Source organism: Agrococcus sp. GW821-FHT14H11 (assembly GCF_058803545.1).
The window spans coordinates 245,695-264,742 of the sequence record NZ_JBXAPA010000001.1; the positions used below are offsets into that span (position 1 = coordinate 245,695).

21 protein-coding genes are annotated in these 19,048 nt (G+C 74.4%); 1 reads left to right on the forward strand and 20 read right to left on the reverse strand.

Annotated elements, in window-relative coordinates:
• Nucleotide 1: 1 nt before the first annotated feature.
• From hutI to hutH, 3 genes are read right to left on the reverse strand one after another with little or no spacing between them, the layout of a single operon-like run.
• On the reverse strand, nucleotides 2–1,216 hold the full coding sequence (gene hutI, locus AC1RNL_RS01285; RefSeq protein ID WP_310122250.1) for an imidazolonepropionase: 1,215 nt from the start codon (nucleotides 1,214–1,216) through the stop codon (nucleotides 2–4).
• Nucleotides 1,216–2,871 (reverse strand): urocanate hydratase, encoded by a 1,656-nt coding sequence (gene hutU, locus AC1RNL_RS01290; RefSeq protein ID WP_310123918.1) that lies wholly within the window; start codon nucleotides 2,869–2,871, stop codon nucleotides 1,216–1,218. The genes hutI and hutU overlap by 1 nt, the downstream gene beginning before the upstream one ends.
• Entirely contained in the window at nucleotides 2,871–4,475 is a 1,605-nt protein-coding gene (gene hutH, locus AC1RNL_RS01295) for a histidine ammonia-lyase (protein WP_492934203.1), read from the reverse strand. Before hutH ends, hutU begins: the two co-directional genes overlap by 1 nt.
• 145 nt (nucleotides 4,476–4,620) lie before the next feature.
• Between hutH and AC1RNL_RS01300 the strand changes: the two genes are divergently transcribed.
• Nucleotides 4,621–5,367 carry an IclR family transcriptional regulator gene (locus AC1RNL_RS01300; protein ID WP_364195080.1) on the forward strand — a complete coding sequence of 249 codons (747 nt, stop codon included), beginning with the start codon at nucleotides 4,621–4,623 and terminating at the stop codon, nucleotides 5,365–5,367.
• A gap of 4 nt (nucleotides 5,368–5,371) precedes the next feature.
• Here AC1RNL_RS01300 and AC1RNL_RS01305 read toward each other — a convergent pair whose 3' ends face one another.
• From AC1RNL_RS01305 to AC1RNL_RS01385, 17 genes are all read right to left on the reverse strand, one after another.
• A complete protein-coding gene (locus tag AC1RNL_RS01305; RefSeq protein ID WP_246993364.1) occupies nucleotides 5,372–5,911 on the reverse strand; it encodes an OsmC family protein in 540 nt (179 codons plus the stop codon).
• A 135-nt stretch (nucleotides 5,912–6,046) separates the two neighbouring features.
• Nucleotides 6,047–6,304, reverse strand: a complete 258-nt coding sequence (locus AC1RNL_RS01310) for a hypothetical protein (protein WP_128190763.1) — start codon at nucleotides 6,302–6,304, stop codon at nucleotides 6,047–6,049.
• A 27-nt stretch (nucleotides 6,305–6,331) separates the two neighbouring features.
• On the reverse strand, nucleotides 6,332–6,811 hold the full coding sequence (locus tag AC1RNL_RS01315) for a hypothetical protein (RefSeq protein WP_492934204.1): 480 nt from the start codon (nucleotides 6,809–6,811) through the stop codon (nucleotides 6,332–6,334).
• Between the two features lie 88 nt (nucleotides 6,812–6,899).
• On the reverse strand, nucleotides 6,900–7,130 hold the full coding sequence (locus AC1RNL_RS01320; RefSeq protein WP_128190720.1) for an SCO4848 family membrane protein: 231 nt from the start codon (nucleotides 7,128–7,130) through the stop codon (nucleotides 6,900–6,902).
• The gene (locus tag AC1RNL_RS01325) at nucleotides 7,123–7,554 is read right to left on the reverse strand and encodes a DUF1801 domain-containing protein (RefSeq protein ID WP_492934205.1); all 432 of its coding nucleotides are present in this window, start codon (nucleotides 7,552–7,554) and stop codon (nucleotides 7,123–7,125) included. Before AC1RNL_RS01325 ends, AC1RNL_RS01320 begins: the two co-directional genes overlap by 8 nt.
• Before the next feature lie 9 nt (nucleotides 7,555–7,563).
• A complete protein-coding gene (locus AC1RNL_RS01330; protein WP_492934206.1) occupies nucleotides 7,564–8,352 on the reverse strand; it encodes a hypothetical protein in 789 nt (262 codons plus the stop codon).
• A gap of 85 nt (nucleotides 8,353–8,437) precedes the next feature.
• Entirely contained in the window at nucleotides 8,438–9,631 is a 1,194-nt protein-coding gene (tuf, locus tag AC1RNL_RS01335) for an elongation factor Tu (RefSeq protein ID WP_146355695.1), read from the reverse strand.
• 149 nt (nucleotides 9,632–9,780) lie between these two features.
• On the reverse strand, nucleotides 9,781–11,895 hold the full coding sequence (fusA, locus tag AC1RNL_RS01340; RefSeq protein ID WP_128189941.1) for an elongation factor G: 2,115 nt from the start codon (nucleotides 11,893–11,895) through the stop codon (nucleotides 9,781–9,783).
• A gap of 88 nt (nucleotides 11,896–11,983) precedes the next feature.
• Nucleotides 11,984–12,454: a 30S ribosomal protein S7 gene (gene rpsG, locus AC1RNL_RS01345; protein WP_128189940.1), complete on the reverse strand. Its 471-nt coding sequence runs from the start codon at nucleotides 12,452–12,454 to the stop codon at nucleotides 11,984–11,986.
• Nucleotides 12,454–12,828, reverse strand: coding sequence for a 30S ribosomal protein S12 (rpsL, locus tag AC1RNL_RS01350; protein WP_021010916.1), 375 nt, complete (start codon nucleotides 12,826–12,828; stop codon nucleotides 12,454–12,456). Before rpsL ends, rpsG begins: the two co-directional genes overlap by 1 nt.
• Before the next feature lie 235 nt (nucleotides 12,829–13,063).
• A complete protein-coding gene (locus AC1RNL_RS01355; RefSeq protein WP_246993356.1) occupies nucleotides 13,064–13,711 on the reverse strand; it encodes a hypothetical protein in 648 nt (215 codons plus the stop codon).
• The gene (locus AC1RNL_RS01360; protein WP_246993354.1) at nucleotides 13,708–15,387 is read right to left on the reverse strand and encodes a hypothetical protein; all 1,680 of its coding nucleotides are present in this window, start codon (nucleotides 15,385–15,387) and stop codon (nucleotides 13,708–13,710) included. The genes AC1RNL_RS01355 and AC1RNL_RS01360 overlap by 4 nt, the downstream gene beginning before the upstream one ends.
• Entirely contained in the window at nucleotides 15,384–15,659 is a 276-nt protein-coding gene (locus AC1RNL_RS01365) for a hypothetical protein (RefSeq protein WP_128189937.1), read from the reverse strand. The genes AC1RNL_RS01360 and AC1RNL_RS01365 overlap by 4 nt, the downstream gene beginning before the upstream one ends.
• A gap of 71 nt (nucleotides 15,660–15,730) precedes the next feature.
• Nucleotides 15,731–16,354, reverse strand: coding sequence for a hypothetical protein (locus AC1RNL_RS01370; protein WP_492934207.1), 624 nt, complete (start codon nucleotides 16,352–16,354; stop codon nucleotides 15,731–15,733).
• Nucleotides 16,351–17,151: a hypothetical protein gene (locus tag AC1RNL_RS01375; protein ID WP_492934208.1), complete on the reverse strand. Its 801-nt coding sequence runs from the start codon at nucleotides 17,149–17,151 to the stop codon at nucleotides 16,351–16,353. Before AC1RNL_RS01375 ends, AC1RNL_RS01370 begins: the two co-directional genes overlap by 4 nt.
• A complete protein-coding gene (locus AC1RNL_RS01380) occupies nucleotides 17,148–17,768 on the reverse strand; it encodes a hypothetical protein (RefSeq protein WP_492934209.1) in 621 nt (206 codons plus the stop codon). Before AC1RNL_RS01380 ends, AC1RNL_RS01375 begins: the two co-directional genes overlap by 4 nt.
• Before the next feature lie 40 nt (nucleotides 17,769–17,808).
• Nucleotides 17,809–19,029, reverse strand: coding sequence for a hypothetical protein (locus tag AC1RNL_RS01385; RefSeq protein ID WP_128189933.1), 1,221 nt, complete (start codon nucleotides 19,027–19,029; stop codon nucleotides 17,809–17,811).
• Between the last annotated feature and the right edge of the window lie 19 nt (nucleotides 19,030–19,048).

Here is a 19,048-nt window from a genome sequence, read left to right on the forward strand (position 1 = left end):
GCTACGGCAGCCGGGGAGGCTCCACGACGAGGTCGCCCGCGCGCCAGACGGCGTGCACGAGCGGCACGCCCGGGCGGTAGGCGAGGTGGGTGATCGAGGGCGCGTCGAGCACCTGCAGGTCGGCGCGGGCACCGGGGCGGATGCGCCCGAGGGGCGCGAGCGGCCGGCCGTCGCGGCCCGTGCGGGGCGCGTCGCGGTCGAGGGCCGCCGCACCGCCGAGGGTGGCCGCGCGCACCGCCTCCTCGACGGTGAGGCCCATCTGCAGCACCGCCGTCGCGACGCAGTACGCCATCGACGTCGTGTAGCTCGTGCCCGGGTTGCAGTTGCTCGCGATCGCCACGACGGCGCCGGCGTCGAGCAGCCGGCGGGCGGGCGCGAGCGGCATGCGGGTCGAGAGGTCGCACGCGGGCAGCACCGTGGCCACCGTGCCGCGGCCGCCGTGCCAGCTGTCGGCGAGCATCGCCACCTCGTCGTCGTCGAGGAAGGCGACGTGGTCGACGCTCAGCGCGCCGAGCTCGACCGCGAGCCGCGCGCCGGGACCGGGCCCGAGCTGGTTGCCGTGCACGCGCAGGGCGAGCCCGCGCGCCCGCGCGGCCTCCAGCACGCGCCGCGACTGCTGCTCGTCGAAGGCGCCGCGCTCGCAGAAGACGTCGACCGCGTCGACGTGCGGCGCGACGGCCTCGAGCATGTCGCCCGCGACGAGGTCGACGTAGCCCTCCGCATCCGAGCCCTCCGGCACGAGGTGCGCGCCGAGGAAGGTGACCGCGTCCGCTCGGGCGGCGGCGATGCGCGCCGAGCGCAGCTCGTCGGCGACCGTGAGGCCGTAGCCCGTCTTCACCTCGAGCGCCGTCGTGCCGCCGCGGAGCGCCTCGTCGGCGAGCCGGTCGAGGTTCGCGGCGAGCTCGGCGTCGGAGGCTGCCCGCGTCGCGGCCACGGTGACGCCGATGCCGCCTGCCGCGTAGGGCTCCCCCGCCATGCGCGCCTCGAACTCGGCGGTGCGGTCGCCCGCGAACACGAGGTGCGTGTGGCTGTCGACCCACCCCGGCAGCACGGCGCGGCCGGCGACGTCGACGCGCGCGTCGGCGGCGGGCGCGGCGGCGGCCTCGCCGACCCACGCCACGAGCCCGCCCTCGAGCACGACGGCCGCGTCGCGCATCCGGCCGAGCTCGTCGTCGTTCGTGGTGAGCTCGCCGATGCCCGTGACGAGGGTCGACATCAGCCGCGCCGCATCGGGATCGGCACGCCGTGCGCCTCGGCGAAGCCGATCGCCTCGTCGTAGCCGGCGTCGACGTGCCGGATGACGCCCATGGCCGGGTCATTCGTGAGCACCCGCTCGAGCTTCTCGGCCGCGAGCGCCGTGCCGTCGGCGACCGTCACCTGCCCGGCGTGGATCGAGCGGCCGATGCCGACGCCGCCGCCGTGGTGGATCGACACCCAGCTCGCGCCTGAGGCCGTCGCGACGAGCGCGTTCAGCAGCGGCCAGTCGGCGATCGCGTCGGAGCCGTCGCGCATCGCCTCGGTCTCGCGGTACGGGCTCGCGACCGAGCCCGCGTCGAGGTGGTCGCGGCCGATCACGATCGGCGCCGAGAGCTCGCCGCTCGCGACCATCTCGTTGAAGCGCAGGCCCGCGAGGTGCCGCTCCCCCGCGCCGAGCCAGCAGATGCGCGCCGGCAGGCCCTGGAAGTGCACGCGCTCCTGCGCCATGCGGATCCAGCGCTCGAGGCGGCGGTTCTCGGGGAACAGCTCGAGGATCGCCTCGTCGGTGCGCCGGATGTCCTCCGGGTCGCCCGAGAGCGCCGCCCAGCGGAACGGCCCCTTCCCCTCGCAGAAGAGCGGGCGGATGTACGCGGGCACGAAGCCGGGGAACGCGAAGGCGTCCTCGAAGCCGCCGAGCCTCGCCTCGGCGCGGATCGAGTTGCCGTAGTCGAAGACCTCGGCGCCCGCGGCCTGGAAGCCCACCATCGCCTCGACGTGCCGCGCCATCGAGGCGCGGGCGCGCTCGGTGAAGCCCTCCGGGTCGCGCGTGCGCTCCGCCTCCCAGTCGTCGAACGCGACGCCGCTCGGCAGGTAGGCGAGCGGGTCGTGCGCGCTCGTCTGGTCGGTGACGACGTCGATCGGCGCGCCCATCCGCAGCAGCTCCGGCACCACGTCGGCGGCGTTCGCGCAGAGGCCGATCGAGAGCGCCCGCCCGGCGTCCCTCGCCTCGACGGCGCGCGCGAGCGCATCCGCTGTCGTCCTCGCCTCCACGTCGAGGTAGCGGTGCTCGATGCGGCGGCGGATGCGGCTCGGGTCGACCTCGACGCAGATCGCGACGCCGTCGTTCATCGTGACGGCGAGCGGCTGCGCGCCGCCCATGCCCCCGAGGCCCGCGGTGAGGGTGATCGTGCCGGCGAGGCTCTCGCGGCCGAGCTTCGCCGCGACCGCGCCGAACGTCTCGTAGGTGCCCTGCAGGATGCCCTGGGTGCCGATGTAGATCCAGCTGCCGGCGGTCATCTGGCCGTACATCGTGAGCCCCGCGGCCTCGAGGCGGCGGAACTCGGGCCACGACGCCCAGTCGCCGACGAGGTTGGAGTTCGCGATCAGCACGCGCGGCGCCCACGCGTGGGTGCGCATGACGCCGACCGGCCGGCCCGACTGCACGAGCAGCGTCTCGTCGTCCTCGAGCGCCTCGAGCTCGCGCACGATGGCGTCGTAGCTCGCCCAGTCGCGCGCCGCCCGGCCCGTGCCGCCGTAGACGACGAGCTCGTCGGGGTGCTCGGCGACCTCCGGGTCGAGGTTGTTCATGAGCATGCGCAGCGCCGCCTCCTGCTGCCAGCCCTTCGCCGTCAGCTCGCTGCCGCGCGCCGCGCGCACCGGTCGTGCTCCGCGCATCATGCGCCTCCCTCTCGATCGATCCCCACCTGGAACGCCTCGGCGGCATCCGCCGTCCACGCCTCGCCGCCCTCGACCAAGCCGGCCTCGATGAGCGCGCCACCGCCGACCACGAAGGCGACGGATGCCTCGATGTCGCGGGCGAGGAACCGGTCGGGCCCGATGCCCGGCACGAGGCGCCGCAGCCCTGCGATCACGCGGCCTGTGCGCTCCCCCGGCAGCTCGGCGCGCAGCTCGATGCCGCGCGCGGCGGTCATCACCTCGATCGCGAGCACCCGGCCGAGGCCGTCGACGGCGCGGCGCAGCTTGCGTGCGGCGCCCCAGCCCATCGACACGTGGTCCTCCTGCATCGCGCTCGACGGGATCGAGTCGACCGAGGCGGGCACCGCGAGGCGCTTCAGCTCGGAGACGATCCCCGCCTGCGTGTACTGGGCGATCATCAGGCCCGAGTCGACGCCCGGGTCGTCGGCGAGGAACGGCGGGAGGCCCCAGGAGCGCGCGGGGTCGAGGAAGCGGTCGGAGCGGCGCTCGCTCATCGACGCGACGTCGGCGATCGAGATGGCGAGGAAGTCGAGCACGGCCGCGACCGGCGCGCCGTGGAAGTTGCCGTTCGAGACGACCCGGCCGTCGGGCAGCACCACGGGGTTGTCGATCGCGCTCGCGAGCTCGACCTCGGCCACGCGCGCGGCGTGCGCCGCCGTGTCGCGGGCGGTGCCGTGCACCTGCGGGGCGCAGCGCAGCGAGTAGGCGTCCTGCACGCGGGTGTCCTCGGGCCCCTTGTGGCTCGCGACGATCGGGCTGTCCTCGAGGAGCGCCGCGATGGTCGCGGCGCTCGCCGCCTGGCCCGGGTGCGGGCGCAGCGCCATGAGGTCGGCGGCGAACGGCGCATCGGTGCCGAGCAGCCCCTCGACGCTCATCGCGGCGGCGAGGTCGGCGGTCGCGAGCAGCTTGTCGAGGTCGGCGAGGGCGAGGCAGAGCATCGCGAGCATGCCGTCGGTGCCGTTGACGAGCGCGAGGCCCTCCTTCTCGGCGAGCACGACGGGCGCGAGGCCGGCGCGCTCGAGCGCGGCCGACGCATCCATCACCTCGCCGTCGAGCTGCCCCGGCCCGCTCACCTCGACGACGCCCTCGCCCATCGCCGCGAGCGCCACGTGCGACAGCGGCGCGAGGTCGCCCGAGCAGCCGAGCGACCCGTACTCGCCGACCACGGGGGTGATGCCGGCGTTGAGCATCGCGGCGTAGAGCTCGGCGGTGGCGCGGCGCACGCCGGTGCGCCCGGTCGCGAGCGTCTGGAGGCGCAGCAGCATGAGGCCGCGCACGACCTCGCGCTCGACCGCCTCGCCGCTCGAGGCGGCGTGCGAGCGGATGAGCGACTGCTGCAGGCGCGTGCGATCGGCGGGCGCGATGGCGGTGTTCGCGAGCGCGCCGAAGCCGGTCGAGATGCCGTAGTGCGGCCGATCGTCGGCCGCGAGCGCGTCGATGACGACGCGGGCCGCGTCGATGCGCTCGAGCGCCGCGGGGCTCAGCTCGACCCGCGCGTCGAAGCGGGCGACCTGCACCACCTGGTGCCGGGTGAGGGGGGCGTCTCCGATGACCACTGCCATGCCGCCATTCCAGCGCCCCGGCCGGGTGCGCGCATCCGCCTCCCGCCGGTACGTGTCTGAGATCTCGGACGCGCGCCTACACTGGGGCGATCGGCGGCCGTGGCCGCCGCGGGAGGACCGGAGGGTGCCGATGGGGATGCCGCGGATGCCGGCGGCCAGGAGCGCCCTGCGCGTGCTGTCGCTGCTCGCCGAGCAGGCGGGGCCCGTGCGGGCCGCGACCATCGCGCGCGAGCTCGGCCTGCCGCGCTCGAGCGCCTACCAGCTGCTCCAGGTCATGCGCGACGAGGGCTTCCTCGTGCACTACCCGGAGCTCGGCGCGTGGGGTCCGAGCGCGCGGGTGCAGCAGATCGGCTCGCGCGTCGCGGCCGCGACCCGGCTCGAGCGGCTCGCGCAGCCGATCCTCGACCGGCTCGTCGCGCGATCGCCGATCCCCGCGACGAGCCACCTCGCGGTGCTCGCCGGCAGCGACGTCGCCTACGCCGGGCGCGGCGAGGGGCGCCGCTCCCCCGTGACGGTCTCGCGCGTGGGCGTGCGGCTGCCCGCGGTGCGCACGGCGACCGGCCGCGCGATGCTCGCGGCGCTCGGCGACGACCAGGTGCGGGCGCTGCTGCCGCACGACCGCGACCTGGCCGGCGAGCGGCCGGCGACGCGGGCCGCCCTCACCGCGCTGCTCGCCGGGGTGCGGCGGCGCGGCTGGGCGACCGAGGACGGCGAGGTCGACGCAGCCTACGGCTCGGTCGCGGCCGCCGCCCGCGACGCCGCGGGCTACCCCGCGGCGTCGGTGGGGCTCACGTTCCGGCTGGTCGACGCCGACGATGCCGCGTGGGCGGCGCTCGGCGGCGCGAGCGCCGCGGCCGCCGACGAGCTGACGCGCAGGCTCGGCGGCGGCTGAGCCGTCAGGCCAGGCGGGTCTCGACCGGCGTCGGGTTCGAGAAGAGGTCGTGCACGGGGCAGTGCGCGTCGACGAGCCGGCGCAGCTCCTCGAAGCGGGCGCGCTCGTGGGGGCCGTCGATGTCGACGACCACCCGCACGCCGGCGAACCCGGGGCGCACGTCGTCGGCGCCGAACAGGCCGCGCACGTCGAGGTCGCCCTCCGCGCGCAGCTCGAGCCGGTCGATCGTCAGCCCGAGCCGCTTGGCGTACAGGCGGTAGACGACGGTCTGGCACGCGAGCAGCGCGCCGAGCGCCGCCTCGACGGGGCTCGCGCCGGCGTCGTCGCCCGCGAGGCCGGCCGGCTCGTCGATGAGCCACTCGTGCCGGCCGGCGCGGATGCGGGTCGCGACCGCGCCCTGGGCATCGCCGTCGGCGCGGAAGACGAGCCGGGCGTTCGCGACGTCGGCGGCGAGCCGCTCGCCCCAGGCGCGCTCAGCCTGGTCGAGGCGCTCCTCGCGGTCGGCGTCGGTGACGGGGGCGGCGGATGCGGTGGTGATGCTCATGCGGATCTCCTCGGGTCGGGGATCCACACGCTAGGGAGCGACGCGGCGGGCGCGGAAGCCCGCCGCGTCGCACGGCGTCACGCGGCGTCGCGGGGCGTCACAGAGCCGCCGCGCCGTCGACCCGCGACCGCCGCCTCAGACGGGCCGGTCGTCGGCATCCGGTCGCGGCGGCGACGCCTGCGCCTGCGCGGTGAGGGATGCGTCGTCCGGCTCGAGATCGGCGTGGTCGGCGAGGTGCTCCCGCTCGATCGCCGCCCGTGCGCGATCCGCGAGCTCGTCGAACGACCTGCCCGACATGTCGCCGGGGACGTCGGCCGGCGCATCGGCGTCGACCGCGAGCTCCGGGGCGTCCTCGTCGCGGCGCGGCTCCTCGTCCTCCTCGTGCTGCACCATCTGGCCCTCCTCTGCTGGGCGCGCGGCTCAGGGCTGCGCGCGGTCGGTGTCGTCGAGCGCGCTCGCATCGCCGGCCGGGTCGCCCACGGGCGCGGTCGGGTCGAGCGTGCCGGGTCCCTGCGGCGCCTCGGGCGCGCCGGGCGCTCCCGGCACGGGGGCGTCCGGGCCACCCGGGCCAGCGGGGGCTCCCGGCACATCGGGAGTGCCGGGCGCGCCGGGGGCCTCGGGTGCGCCAGGCCCAGGCTGCAGCGGCTCGCCCGGCTCCTCGGGGCTGCCGCCGGGCTGCTCGGCCTCGAGCTCGGCGATGCGCTCGCGGTGCTCGTCGATGCGGTCGAGGCCCTCCTGCACGACGCGCTCGTAGCGCTCACCGGTCGCCTCGGCCGCGAAGTCGGCCTGCCCGTCGCGATCGGCGTTCGGCGCCGGCGCCGGCGGCTCACCGCCGGTGGGGAGGGGCTGCTCGTCGTCGAGCGGCTGGTCGCCGCCGTCGCGGATGTCGCTGTCTGCCATGCTCGCACCTCTCGTTCCTGGCCGACGCCGGTGCGCCGGCGCAGCCAGTAGAGCACCGGAGCCTGGGAGCGGCATCGACGCGGGCCCGTCAGCGCGCGAGCAGCCACCAGATGCCGGCGACCGCCTGGGCGATCGCGAGCACGAGCGCGATCGCGACGAGCGTCACGTGCACGGTGAGGAACCGCGTCGGCCGGCCCTGCGCATCCCTCGCCCGCTCGTCGCGCGCGACGCGGCGCAGGAAGGCCGGCCACACGACGACGCTGAAGGCGGCGCCGACGAGCAGCAGCACGGCGCCGGTGAGCCCGGCCGCCTCAGCCATCGGCGCGCCCGTCGTCGTCACGGCTCCAGGCGATGCGGATGAGCCGGCGCAGCACGCCCTCGTCGACGAGCTCGAGGCGCTTGACGTAGACGCAGCCCGCGCCCTCGGTGTACGCGCCGAGCTCGGGCAGGAGCGCCGCGCCCTCGGGCAGGTCCTTGAGCCCGTAGAGCGACAGCGCGCCCTTCCGCGGCGAGAAGGCGACCTTCGGCCACTCGCCCTCCGTCCGCGAGGTGCGCGACGGCGAGACGTCGTGGTAGCTGCCGTAGCCCACCATCGACGGCCCCCAGAGCACGGGCTCGGCGCCGGTCTCCTCGCGCATGATGCGGTCGAGCCGGTGCCCCTCCTCGACGCGCCGGGCGGGCTGCGCGGCATCGAGGAACGCCTCGACGGAGGCGTCGGTCGGCTGCGTCTTCGGCTCTGCCATGCGCCCAGGCTACGCGCGTCCGGGCTGCTCGACCTCGCGGCCGCCTGCCAGCCGGCGGCGCACCGCGGCCGACAGCGCGGCGGGCCACCACGGCGACGCCCCCGCGATCCGCTCGGCGAGCGCCGCGAGGTCGCCGGCGGCCCGCGCGTCGGAGCGGGCGAGGATCGCGTCGAGCTCGGCGGCGAGCGCCGGATGCGTCTGCTCGGCCCGCCGCCACGGGTCCTGCGCGTCGGCCACCGGCGACGCCGCAGGCTCGAGGAGGCGCGCCAGCACCAGCACGCCGCCGGCCGCCTCGAGCAGGTGCCGGCGCGCCACGAGCCGCTCGCCGCGCGCGGCGCGGCCGCCGCCGACGAGCAGCGACCGCAGCAGCGCCGTCGCCACGGTGCCCGGGTCACGGGCCGGCGGCGCGAGGGTCGGGCGGATGCGCTCGGCGAGGTCGCCGAGGCGGTCGACGGCGACGCGGTGCGCGTCCGAGCGACTCTCGGCCAGCTCCTCCGGCGTGAACACCGCGTACTCCAGCAGATGCCCGTCCTCGGTCACGACCCAGGCGCCGTGCTCCGTGTCGCGCTCGTGCAGCACGATCCGCGCTGGTGGCACGGGCAGCCAGTCGGTGCTCGCGCGCAGGCGCGGGGCGGCATCCGCCTCGGCGATCACGAAGAAGTCGTGGTCGCTCCAGTCGTCGGCGCGGTGCGCCGTGCCTGCGGTGCTCCCGAGGAGCACGAGCCCGAGCACGCCGTCGGCCCGCTCGGCCCAGTCGGCGAGGGCCGCGGTCAGTGCGTCGTGGTCGGCCTGCTGCATGCTCGCATCGTAGGCGTCGCCGCGCGCCCCCGGACACGCGGAAGGGCCCCGCCGGAGCGGGGCCCTTCGCTGTGGTCCGAGTGGACTACTTGACGATCTTCGTGACCGTGCCGGCGCCGACCGTGCGGCCACCCTCGCGGATGGCGAAGCCGAGGCCCTCCTCCATGGCGATCGGCTGGATCAGCTCGACCGTCATGTCGGTGGTGTCGCCGGGCATGACCATCTCGGTGCCCTCGGGCAGCGAGATGACGCCGGTGACGTCGGTGGTGCGGAAGTAGAACTGCGGGCGGTAGTTCGTGAAGAACGGGTTGTGGCGGCCGCCCTCGTCCTTGGACAGGATGTACGCCGTGCCCTCGAAGTTGGTGTGCGGCGTGACCGAGCCCGGCTTCACGACGACCTGGCCGCGCTCGACGTCCTCGCGCTTGGTGCCGCGGAGCAGCAGACCGCAGTTCTCGCCGGCCCATGCCTCGTCGAGCTGCTTGTGGAACATCTCGATGCCCGTGACCGTGGTCTTCTGCGTCGGGCGGATGCCGACGATCTCGACCTCGGAGTTGATCGCGAGCGTGCCGCGCTCGGCGCGACCCGTGACGACCGTGCCACGGCCGGTGATGGTGAAGACGTCCTCGATCGGCATGAGGAACGGCTTGTCGCGGTCGCGGACCGGGTCCGGGATGTTGTCGTCAGCGGCCTGCATGAGCTCGAGGATCGCGTCGACCCACTTCTCCTCGCCCTCGAGCGCCTTGAGCGCCGAGACGCGCACGACGGGGGCGTTGTCGCCGTCGAAGTCCTGGCTCGAGAGGAGCTCGCGGACCTCCAGCTCGACGAGCTCGAGGATCTCCTCGTCGTCGACCATGTCGGACTTGTTGAGCGCGACCATCAGGTACGGCACGCCGACCTGCTTGGCGAGCAGCACGTGCTCGCGCGTCTGCGCCATCGGGCCGTCGGTGGCGGCGACCACGAGGATCGCGCCGTCCATCTGGGCAGCACCCGTGATCATGTTCTTGATGTAGTCAGCGTGACCCGGCGCGTCGACGTGCGCGTAGTGGCGCTTCGGCGTCTCGTACTCGATGTGCGAGATGTTGATCGTGATGCCGCGCTGGCGCTCCTCGGGAGCGGAGTCGATCGAGGCGAAGTCGCGCTGCACGTTGGTCGCCGACGGGTACTTGTCTGCAAGGACCTTCGAGATGGCCGCCGACAGCGTCGTCTTGCCGTGGTCGACGTGACCGATCGTTCCGATGTTGACGTGCGGCTTGGTCCGCTCGAACTTGGCCTTAGCCACTGTGTCCTCCTAGGACTGTTCTCATGAGTGCACCGCCGCGTCCGCGGCAGGCGTTCGGGTGGTGTTGGAATATGGTACTTGGCTCGCCGGTCCACGCGAAACCGAGCGGGCCGGCGGTGGGCCGGGGCGGCTCGCGCCGCCCCGGCGGGTCACTCGCCCTTGCTCTTCTGGACGATCTCGTCCGCGACGGCCTTGGGGACCTCGGCGTAGGTCGAGAACTCCATCGAGTAGACGGCACGGCCCGAGGTCTTCGACCGGAGGTCGCCGACGTAGCCGAACATCTCCGACAGCGGCACGAGGGCCTTGACGACCTTCACGCCCTGGGCATCCTCCATCGACTGGATCTGCCCGCGGCGCGAGTTCAGGTCGCCGATGACGTCGCCCATGTACTCCTCCGGCGTGCGCACCTCGACCGCCATGAGCGGCTCGAGGAGCACCGGCTGAGCCTTGCGCGCTGCCTCCTTGTAGGCCATCGAGCCGGCGATCTTGAACGCCATCTCCGAGGAGTCGACGTCGTGCGCCGCGCCATCGAGCAGCGTCGCCTTGACGCCGACCGTCGGGAAGCCGGCGAGCACGCCGACCTGCATCGCGTCCTGCATGCCCGCGTCGACCGAGGGGATGTACTCACGGGGCACGCGACCGCCGGTGACGGCGTTCACGAACTCGTAGGTCTCCTCGCCGGCCAGGTCCATCGGCTCGAGCTTGATCTGCACCTTGGCGAACTGGCCGGAGCCACCCGTCTGCTTCTTGTGGGTGTAGTCGTACTTGTCGACGGTGCCCTTGATGGTCTCGCGGTACGCGACCTGGGGCTTGCCGACGTTGGCCTCGACCTTGAACTCGCGCTTCATGCGGTCGACGAGGATGTCGAGGTGCAGCTCGCCCATGCCCTTGATGACCGTCTGACCGGTCTCGGGGTTGTTCTCGGTGCGGAAGGTCGGGTCCTCCTCGGCCAGCTTCTGGATGGCGAGGGAGAGCTTCTCCTGGTCGGCCTTCGTCTTCGGCTCGATCGCGACCTCGATGACGGGCTCGGGGAACGTCATCGACTCGAGCACGACCTGGTTGGCCGGGTCGCAGAGCGTGTCGCCGGTCGTGGTGTCCTTGAGGCCGATCACCGCGTAGATGTGGCCCGCGGTCATCGAGTCGACCGGGATCTCCTTGTTGGCGTGCATCTGGAAGATCTTGCCGATGCGCTCCTTCTTGCCCTTGGTGGAGTTCGCCACCGCGGCGCCGGAGTCGACGTGGCCCGAGTAGACGCGCACGTAGGTCAGGCGGCCGAAGAACGGGTGCACGGCGACCTTGAACGCGAGTGCCGCGAACGGCTCGTCGCGGTCGGCGTGGCGCTCGATGATGACCTCTTCGTCGCGCACGTCGTGGCCGGGGATGGCCGGGACGTCGAGCGGCGTCGGCAGGTAGTCCACGACCGCGTCGAGCATCGGCTGCACGCCGCGGTTCTTGAACGCCGAGCCGCAGAGCACGGGGTAGATCTCCGAGGCGACCGTCATCTTGCGGATGGCTGCCTTGATCTCGGCGACCGTCAGCTCCTCGCCCTCGAAGTACTTCTCCATGAGCGCGTCGTCGGTCTCGGCGACCGTCTCGAGCAGCGCCTGGCGGTACTCCTGCGCCTTCTCGACGAGATCGGCGGGGATCTCCTCGATGGCGTACTCGGCGCCCATCTTCACGTCGCCCTTGGCGTCGCCGCGCCAGGTCTTCGCCTTCATCTCGACCAGGTCGACGATGCCCTCGAAGGCGCTCTCCGAGCCGATCGGCAGCTGGATGACCAGCGGGCGAGCGCCGAGGCGGTTGATGATGGTGTCGACCGTGAAGTAGAAGTCGGCGCCCATCTTGTCCATCTTGTTGACGAAGCAGATGCGCGGGACGTCGTACTTGTCGGCCTGGCGCCAGACGGTCTCGGACTGGGGCTCGACGCCCTCCTTGCCGTCGAAGACGGCGACCGCGCCGTCGAGCACGCGGAGCGAGCGCTCGACCTCGACCGTGAAGTCGACGTGGCCGGGGGTGTCGATGATGTTGATCTGGTTCTTGTCCCAGAAGCAGGTCACGGCGGCCGACGTGATCGTGATGCCGCGCTCCTGCTCCTGCTCCATCCAGTCGGTGGTCGAGGCGCCGTCGTGGGTCTCGCCGATCTTGTGGTTGACGCCCGTGTAGAACAGGATGCGCTCGGTCGTCGTGGTCTTGCCGGCATCGATGTGGGCCATGATGCCGATGTTGCGGACCTTGTTCAGGTCGGTGAGCACGTCCTGTGCCACAGGGTTCCTCCGATGAGTGGATGGAGCGGGAGTTGGGGGATGCCGCGGTGCGGGGACCCCGGCGGTGGGCCGGGATCCCCGCAGGCGATCACCAGCGGTAGTGCGCGAAGGCCTTGTTCGACTCGGCCATCTTGTGCGTGTCCTCGCGACGCTTCACCGCGGCGCCGAGGCCGTTGGACGCGTCGAGGATCTCGTTCTGCAGGCGCTCGGTCATCGTCTTCTCGCGACGAGCCTTGGCGTACGAGACGAGCCAGCGCAGCGCGAGCGTGTTCGCGCGGTGCGGCTTGACCTCGACGGGGACCTGGTAGGTCGAGCCGCCGACGCGGCGCGACTTGACCTCGAGGGTCGGGCGGATGTTGTCGAGCGCCTTCTTGAGCACTGCGACCGCGTCCTGGCCCGACTTGGTGCCGACGCCGGCGAGCGCGCCGTAGACGATGCGCTCGGCGAGGCCCTTCTTGCCGTCGAGGAGGATCTTGTTGACGAGCTGCGAGACGATCGGTGCGCCGTAGACGGGATCGGCAACGACCGGGCGCTTGGGGGCGGGACCCTTGCGAGGCATTACTTCTTCTCCATCTTCGCGCCGTAGCGGCTGCGAGCCTGCTTGCGGTTCTTCACTGCCTGGGTGTCGAGCGCGCCGCGCACGATCTTGTAGCGCACGCCGGGGAGGTCCTTCACACGACCGCCGCGGACGAGCACCATCGAGTGCTCCTGGAGGTTGTGGCCCTCACCGGGGATGTAGGCGGTGACCTCGGTGCCGTTCGAGAGCTTCACGCGGGCGACCTTGCGGAGCGCCGAGTTCGGCTTCTTGGGGGTGGTCGTGTAGACGCGGGTGCAGACGCCGCGCTGCTGGGGGTTCGCCTTCAGCGCCGGCGCCTTGGTCTTCGAGACCTTCGGCGACCGACCCTTGCGGACCAGCTGCTGGATAGTGGGCACGTTGCTTCTTCCTGCTGCACGGTGACAGCGTTTCGATGTGGTTCGCCGGCTGGGCCGGCTCCATCGGTGATCCTCCGTGCACGCTCTCGCGTGCCCTCTTCAGGTGGTGGATATGCCGTGGGGGCTGGCGGGTTCGGACCCGCTGCCCACGTGCGGCCCGTGCGCTCCTCGCGCATGGCGCAAGGCGCGCATGTGCGCACACCCGATCAAGGATAGGGCCACGCCGCCTGCACGGTCAAGCGCGCGGGCGGGCCGCGCGGCGCAGCTCGTCGGCGAGCGCGAGCGGCCGCTCGAAGCGCGCCGCGAGGGCGATCGCGTCGCAGAGCGCCAGCAGCAGCTGCGGCGGGGCGACGAGCGGCACGTCGAGGTGCAGCAGCGCCGCGCGGCGATCGCCCGGCACGGTGATCCAGCAGTCGACCGAGAGCGCCGGGAGCTCCCCCGCGCCGCCCGCCTCGCGCACCGTCGGGCGGCGCAGGATGCGCGAGGCCCCGGAGCGCAGCACGCGGTCGTCGTCGCCCGGGCGCGCGGTGCCGCCCTCGCCCTCGTGCGCGGCGCGCAGCACGAGCGGCACGAGGGCGGCCAGCACGTCGTCGGGCCCGGTGCTCGCCGCGGTCGGCACGGCGATGCCGGGGTAGACGGATGCTGCCGCCGGCATGGGCACGTCGGCCTCGAGCGCGATGCCGAGGTGCAGCTGCTCGGCGCCGCCCGCCTCGGTGCGCTCGAGCGCCGCCCCGAGCCTGCGCCGCAGCGCGATGCGGACACCCGCGCGGTCGTCGGCGCCGCCGTGCAGCTCCTCGGCGAGGGCGCGGATGCGGGCCGGCGCGTCGGGCCGGCCCAGGGGCATCGCGAACCACCGGCCCGGCAGCGCGAGCACGAGGCTCATGGCCGCCCCCGCACGAAGATCGACGAGTGGGGCTGCTCGAGCCCGACGAAGTAGCGCTCGAGGTCGTGGAGCGCCATCCAGGTCGCCGCGCGCGAGCCCGCGAGGTCGCCCTGCTCCTGCATCGTGGCCTGGTACGACCGCCCGTCGTGCGGCACGGGCCCGGCGAGCCCGGGCGGAGGCACCCGCACCGTGGTGCGGTGCGCGTCGGCGGCGAGGCTCGGCAGCCTCGGGTCCTCGGCGAGCGGCACCGGGTCGACCGTGCCGTCGCGGCGCCCGTGCTCGAACGCGAGCACGGGGATGTGGCCGCCGATCGCCGTCGCGTCGATGCCGGCACCCGCCACGACGACCGCGTCGACGTCGTACGCGGCGGTGAAGGCGGGATCGGCCGCGAGGCGCGCGGCCGTGAGCCCGCCGAGGCTCCACCCCGACAGCAGCACGCTCGCCCCCTGCGGCACGCCCGCCTGGCGCATCGCCTCGACCACGGCGCGCTCGAGCTGCGTGGGCCCGTCGCCGAGCGTCGCCGCCACGCCGGCGTGCACGTCGTTGATGGAGGACGAGCCCGGCTTCCACATCTGCGTGCTGGGGATGTGCACGCGCCACACCGTCGCCGCCCCGTCGGTCACCGCGGTCACGGTGACCATCGTCGAGGCGGCCGGGTCGGTGCCCGTCGGCCCGCCGGCGTGCGCGTCGACGCCGCGGTTGCCGGCCTGCAGGCGGGCCAGGTGGTCGCCGAAGCCGCCCGGCTCCCCCGTGCGCGCCGGCTGCGCACCGGTCCACACGAGCTGCGGCACGCCCGCATCGCCGGCGACGAGCCAGTCGGCGAGCCACGGCAGCGTGCCGTGCAGCCAGCCGATCGTGCCGCCGACGAGCGCCGCCTCGAGCGAGCCGGTGGCGACGAGCGTGCGCACGAAGGCCTCGTACCCGCCGCCGGCGACCCACGAGCCGAGGACGAGCAGCGCGAGCCCGCCGATGAGCAGGCCGACGAGCCCCGTCGCCATCACGGCGATCGCGAGCGCGGCCGCGACGACGACCGCGACGGCGGCGAGCACGATCGCGCCGAGCCACCGGATCGCCTCGACGAGCGCGTCGGCCACCGCCTCGAGCAGGTCGCCGACGGCGCCGCGCACGTCGTCCCACAGCGAGTCGCGCAGCGACGAGCCCGCGACCTCCGCGCGGATGCGGGCCGCCGCATCCGCCGCCGCCCGCTCCTTGCGCTCGCGCGCCAGGGCCCACGCGTCGGCGGCGGCCTCCCGCGCCGCGGCGTGCTGCTCGACGACGCGCTGCTGCTCGGCGACGAGGGCGGCGGATGCGTCGGCACCGGCGGCCTGGACGGCCAGCCGGTCGCGCTCGGCCGCGGCCGCCGTCGCGGCGGCGTCGGCCGCCCGCCACCGCGCATCCGCCTCGTCGGCCTCGTCCTGCGCGACCCGCAGCTGCTCGGCGTAGTCGACGAGCGCCTCGCCCGCGACGGCGTAGCGCGAGGTCGCGCGCCCGAGCTGCTCGGCCACCTCGCCCGCCGCCTCCCGCACGCGGTCGAACGCCTGCGCCCGGGTGGCCTCCTCGTCGCGGATCGCGTCGAGGTGCGCGATCGCCTGCTCGATCGCGGCGGCGGTGCGGCGGTAGGCGTCGCCGTGGCCCTCGACGACCGGCCACCGCCCCTCGAGCTGCCCCAGGCTCATCCGTCGGCCGCCAGCCGCCGGTCGGCGTGCCGGTAGGCGTCGGCGATCCCGTCGACCGTCGCCGCGAGGCGCTCCGCGGCCTCCTGGAAGCGCTCGCGCGTGTCGTCCCACGTGTCGGCGAAGTCGAGCACCCGCGCGGCGAGCAGCTCGTGGCCGACCGCCTCGGCGACGGCCTCGCTCGTGCGATCGGAGGCGCCCAGCTGCCGGGCCACGTGCTCGAGGTGCGAGACCGCGCCGTCGAGCTCCGCGTAGGAGATGCGGATGTCGGTCATGGAGCCCCCTCGCCTGCGACGCTAGGGAGCGCGGCGCCGGGCGGGAATGGGGAGGACTCCCCATGGCGCGCCTACGGGCGGGGGCGCACCCAGCGCAGCGTCGACGCGCACGCGTCGAACAGCACCCGCATGCCGTCGACGAGCGGGTCGTCTGCCTCGACGTCGAGCGGGCGGGCGAGCGTCGCCGTCAGCTGCAGCGCCGCGCGGCGGTGCGTGCCCGGCATGGGCGTGAGGTAGACCACGGTGAGCACCCGCATCGACTCGTCGCCCATCGACTCGAGCCGGTCGCGCTCGAAGCGCACGATGCGGCGGTCGTCGTCGAGCGCGGTCGCGCCGTACTCGCGGATCGCGTGGCGCACGACGTCGTCGAGCGACACGTCGGGCTGGGCCCGGCGCACCGAGGCGAGGATGGATGCGGGCATCCAGAGCGTGTCGTCGCCCGGCTCGGTGGGGGTGAAGAACGCGCGCACGTCGCCGCGCCGCATGCTCTCGAACGACTCGCGCAGCATCGACTGCGCCTGCGCGAGCAGGTCGGGCCGGTGGGCCTGCATCGCCCGCGCGCGCACGCTCGCCGTCATCGCGTCCTGCTCGGCGCGGTCCGGCCGGTGGCGCGCCCAGCCCGGCGGCAGCTCGAGCTCGAAGTCGGGCTCGGGCGGCGCGCCGAGCGCGGCCCGAAGGTCGGTGTCCTGGCTCATCGGCGTCCCCTCGCCTCGGTGTCGATGCGGTGCAGCGTGCCGAGCTCGGCGCGCTGCGCCCGCTCCCCTGTCTCGGCCGGGATGCGCCCGCGCTCGACGAGCAGCGCGATGGCGCCGTCGCGGTCGGCGCGGATGCGGTCGAGCTCGCTCGCGGGGATCGTCGCGAGGGCGGCGCGGAGGCGATCGCCGTCGTGCGCGCGCTCGGCCGCCTCGCGCTCCGCCGCGCCCGCGTCGACCCGCGAGCCGGCGACGAGCACGAGCACGCCGAGCGCGAGCCCGAGGACGCCGGCGATGAGCACGGGCACGCGCCACGGGCCCGCGTCGGCGACGGCCTGCAGCGCCCCGGCGCTGCTCATCGTCCACGCGGTGAGGCCCGCGAGGACCGCGGTGCCGAAGCCGAGCAGCAGCAGCGTGCCGTGGCGCTCGCGGCGGCCGCGCAGCCACCAGCCGGCGGCCACCGCCTGCACGACGGCGGCGATCGCGAAGCAGGCGCCGGCGATCGGCACCGAGATGCTCGCGTCCATGCGGTGGAGGCCGAGCGGGTCGCCGAGGATGGCGGCGAGGCCGATGAGCGGGGCGATGAGCGCGAGCAGCGCGGGCAGCATGAGCCACAGGCCCGCCATCCCGCTGCCCTTCGCGGCGGCGACGCGGGCGAGCCCGGCGCCGTCGTCGCCCATGTGGGCGAGGGCCTCGGGGTGCCGCTGCAGCGCGTACGCCTCGAGGATGCCGAGGCGCGGCTCAGCGGCGGCGGAGAGGTCGTCGGCCCAGGCGAGGGCGCTCCCGTGGCGCAGGCTCACGCGGCGCCCTCCTCGAGCGGCCAGCCGGCCTCGTCTGCGACGAACGCCGGGTGCGGCGAGCCGCGGAACGCCGACCCGTCGGGCCGGTGCACCTCGATGCCGTCGACGAGGTCGCGCAGCCCCGGCATGCACAGCGCCAGCACCTCGGCGAGCGTCGGCTCGACCGACACGACGACGGTCGCCGCGCCGTCGTCGAACGCGTAGAGCACGAAGCCCGCGGCAGCGCCCGGCTGCACGTCGTCGATCGAGGCGGTCGCGCTCACCTGCACGCCGTCGCCGAGCGTCGCGCTCCGGAAGGGCTGCACGGCGGCCCCGGACTCGCGCCAGTCGGGGATCGCGGCGCTGTCGACGACGCGGGCGCGCACGACGGCGAACACGGGCAGCGCGCCCGGCCACACCTGCCACGCGAGCAGGTCGTCGGGGTCGCGGCGCGACAGGCCGGCCTCGAGCAGCACGGGCACCGCGCGGTCGAGCTCGGGCGTCCACCGATCGCCGAACGCGCGCCGCAGCCCCTCGGAGCGCTCGGCCACCCAGCCCGCGTCGTCGCCGCCCGGCTCGGGCATGCCGAGCCAGCCGGGAGCGGCCGTGCTCGCAGAGATCCTCCACATGTCCGTCACCGCTCGCACCCTCCGTCGCCGCCCGTCGCCGAGCCCTCGCTCACCAGAGGATGTCGAAGGCCGGGAACCGCTTCTTGATCGTCTCATGCCCGCTGAACATCGAGATCCAGCCGTCGTACTTGAGCGGCACGCCCATCAGGCCGTGCATGAGGTCGGATGCGGTGGCGAGCGCGGGGAGGATGCCGGTCGCACCGTCGCTCATCTTCTCGTAGGCGGCGATGTCGCGCCCGGTCAGCAGCCGCGCCATGACGTCGCCGATGCCGTTGGGGTTGTTGCCGGTGACGAACTGGCGCAGGCCCCCGAGCACGCCGCTCGCGCCGCGGCCGTGGAACAGGTAGGCGAAGCCGAGCTCGCGCGCCTGCGAGCCGGCCGCGCTCCATGCCGTCTTGCCGAAGGCGCCGCCGAACATGTCGTCGGCGAAGCTGAACTTGCCGCCGGCGATCTTGCCGAGCTTGCCGAACGGCAGGACGCCGACGATCGCGAGCCCGAGCTGCATCCAGCCGGCGTCGCCGCGCATCTTCTGGTAGATCGTGAGCGCGAGCGCGATCACGCCGATCACGGCGCCGATGAGGGCCAGGATCGGCCCGCCGACGATGATCGCGAGCACGCCCACGACGAGGCCGGCCCAGGCCAGCGCCTTCTGGAGCCCGGCGACGAACCCGTCGACGTTGTCCCAGAAGCCGTCCTTCACCTTGCCCTCGAGCACCTCGCCGATGTCCTTCGCGGCGGTGTCGAACGCGTCCTCCCACGTGTCGTAGTCGGCGTCCCAGCGACCGGCCTCCGCCTCCCACGCCTCGTAGGCGGCGAGCTTCGCGGCGTCCTCCTCGGCCTGCTGCTGCGCCTCGGGGCTGTCGGCCTCCGGCTCGAACCAGCCGCCCGTGCCGCGCGGCTCGACCGAGCCGGGCAGCGACTGGAACGTCGCCCAGAGCGCGGCGCACTCGTCGACGTGCACGGTGATCTTGGGCTGCACGTCGGCGAGCGCCTCGCCGTAGGCGATGAGCACGGGCCCCGTGGGCTCGTAGAGCTCGCCGGCCTCGCGCAGCAGGCCGTAGGTGTCGCCCACCACCTCGCGCAGCTTCTCGACCGCGAGGCCCCGCTGGCCGTCGGCGCCGTCCTTCACCTGCTCGAGCGTGTCGGCGCTCGCGATCATCGACTGGCCGAGCTGCTCGATGCGCTCGCCGCGCTCGACGATGCTGCCGGCGTCGCCCTCGACGTACTCGATCCAGCGGCCCTTGGGCGACTGCGGTCCTGCGTACACCATCTCGGTCTCCTCCGTCGGA

Bases quoted from the DNA above. Each gene is read 5' to 3' on its own strand.
- hutI (WP_310122250.1), bottom strand. From the start codon at position 1,216: ATGTCGACCCTCGTCACGGGCATCGGCGAGCTCACCACGAACGACGAC.
- hutU (WP_310123918.1), bottom strand. From the start codon at position 2,871: ATGCGCGGAGCACGACCGGTGCGCGCGGCGCGCGGCAGCGAGCTGACG.
- hutH (WP_492934203.1), bottom strand. From the start codon at position 4,475: ATGGCAGTGGTCATCGGAGACGCCCCCCTCACCCGGCACCAGGTGGTG.
- AC1RNL_RS01300 (WP_364195080.1), top strand. From the start codon at position 4,621: ATGCCGGCGGCCAGGAGCGCCCTGCGCGTGCTGTCGCTGCTCGCCGAG.
- AC1RNL_RS01305 (WP_246993364.1), bottom strand. From the start codon at position 5,911: ATGAGCATCACCACCGCATCCGCCGCCCCCGTCACCGACGCCGACCGC.
- AC1RNL_RS01310 (WP_128190763.1), bottom strand. From the start codon at position 6,304: ATGGTGCAGCACGAGGAGGACGAGGAGCCGCGCCGCGACGAGGACGCC.
- AC1RNL_RS01315 (WP_492934204.1), bottom strand. From the start codon at position 6,811: ATGGCAGACAGCGACATCCGCGACGGCGGCGACCAGCCGCTCGACGAC.
- AC1RNL_RS01320 (WP_128190720.1), bottom strand. From the start codon at position 7,130: ATGGCTGAGGCGGCCGGGCTCACCGGCGCCGTGCTGCTGCTCGTCGGC.
- AC1RNL_RS01325 (WP_492934205.1), bottom strand. From the start codon at position 7,554: ATGGCAGAGCCGAAGACGCAGCCGACCGACGCCTCCGTCGAGGCGTTC.
- AC1RNL_RS01330 (WP_492934206.1), bottom strand. From the start codon at position 8,352: ATGCAGCAGGCCGACCACGACGCACTGACCGCGGCCCTCGCCGACTGG.
- rpsG (WP_128189940.1), bottom strand. From the start codon at position 12,454: ATGCCTCGCAAGGGTCCCGCCCCCAAGCGCCCGGTCGTTGCCGATCCC.
- AC1RNL_RS01355 (WP_246993356.1), bottom strand. From the start codon at position 13,711: ATGAGCCTCGTGCTCGCGCTGCCGGGCCGGTGGTTCGCGATGCCCCTG.
- AC1RNL_RS01360 (WP_246993354.1), bottom strand. From the start codon at position 15,387: ATGAGCCTGGGGCAGCTCGAGGGGCGGTGGCCGGTCGTCGAGGGCCAC.
- AC1RNL_RS01365 (WP_128189937.1), bottom strand. From the start codon at position 15,659: ATGACCGACATCCGCATCTCCTACGCGGAGCTCGACGGCGCGGTCTCG.
- AC1RNL_RS01370 (WP_492934207.1), bottom strand. From the start codon at position 16,354: ATGAGCCAGGACACCGACCTTCGGGCCGCGCTCGGCGCGCCGCCCGAG.
- AC1RNL_RS01385 (WP_128189933.1), bottom strand. From the start codon at position 19,029: ATGGTGTACGCAGGACCGCAGTCGCCCAAGGGCCGCTGGATCGAGTAC.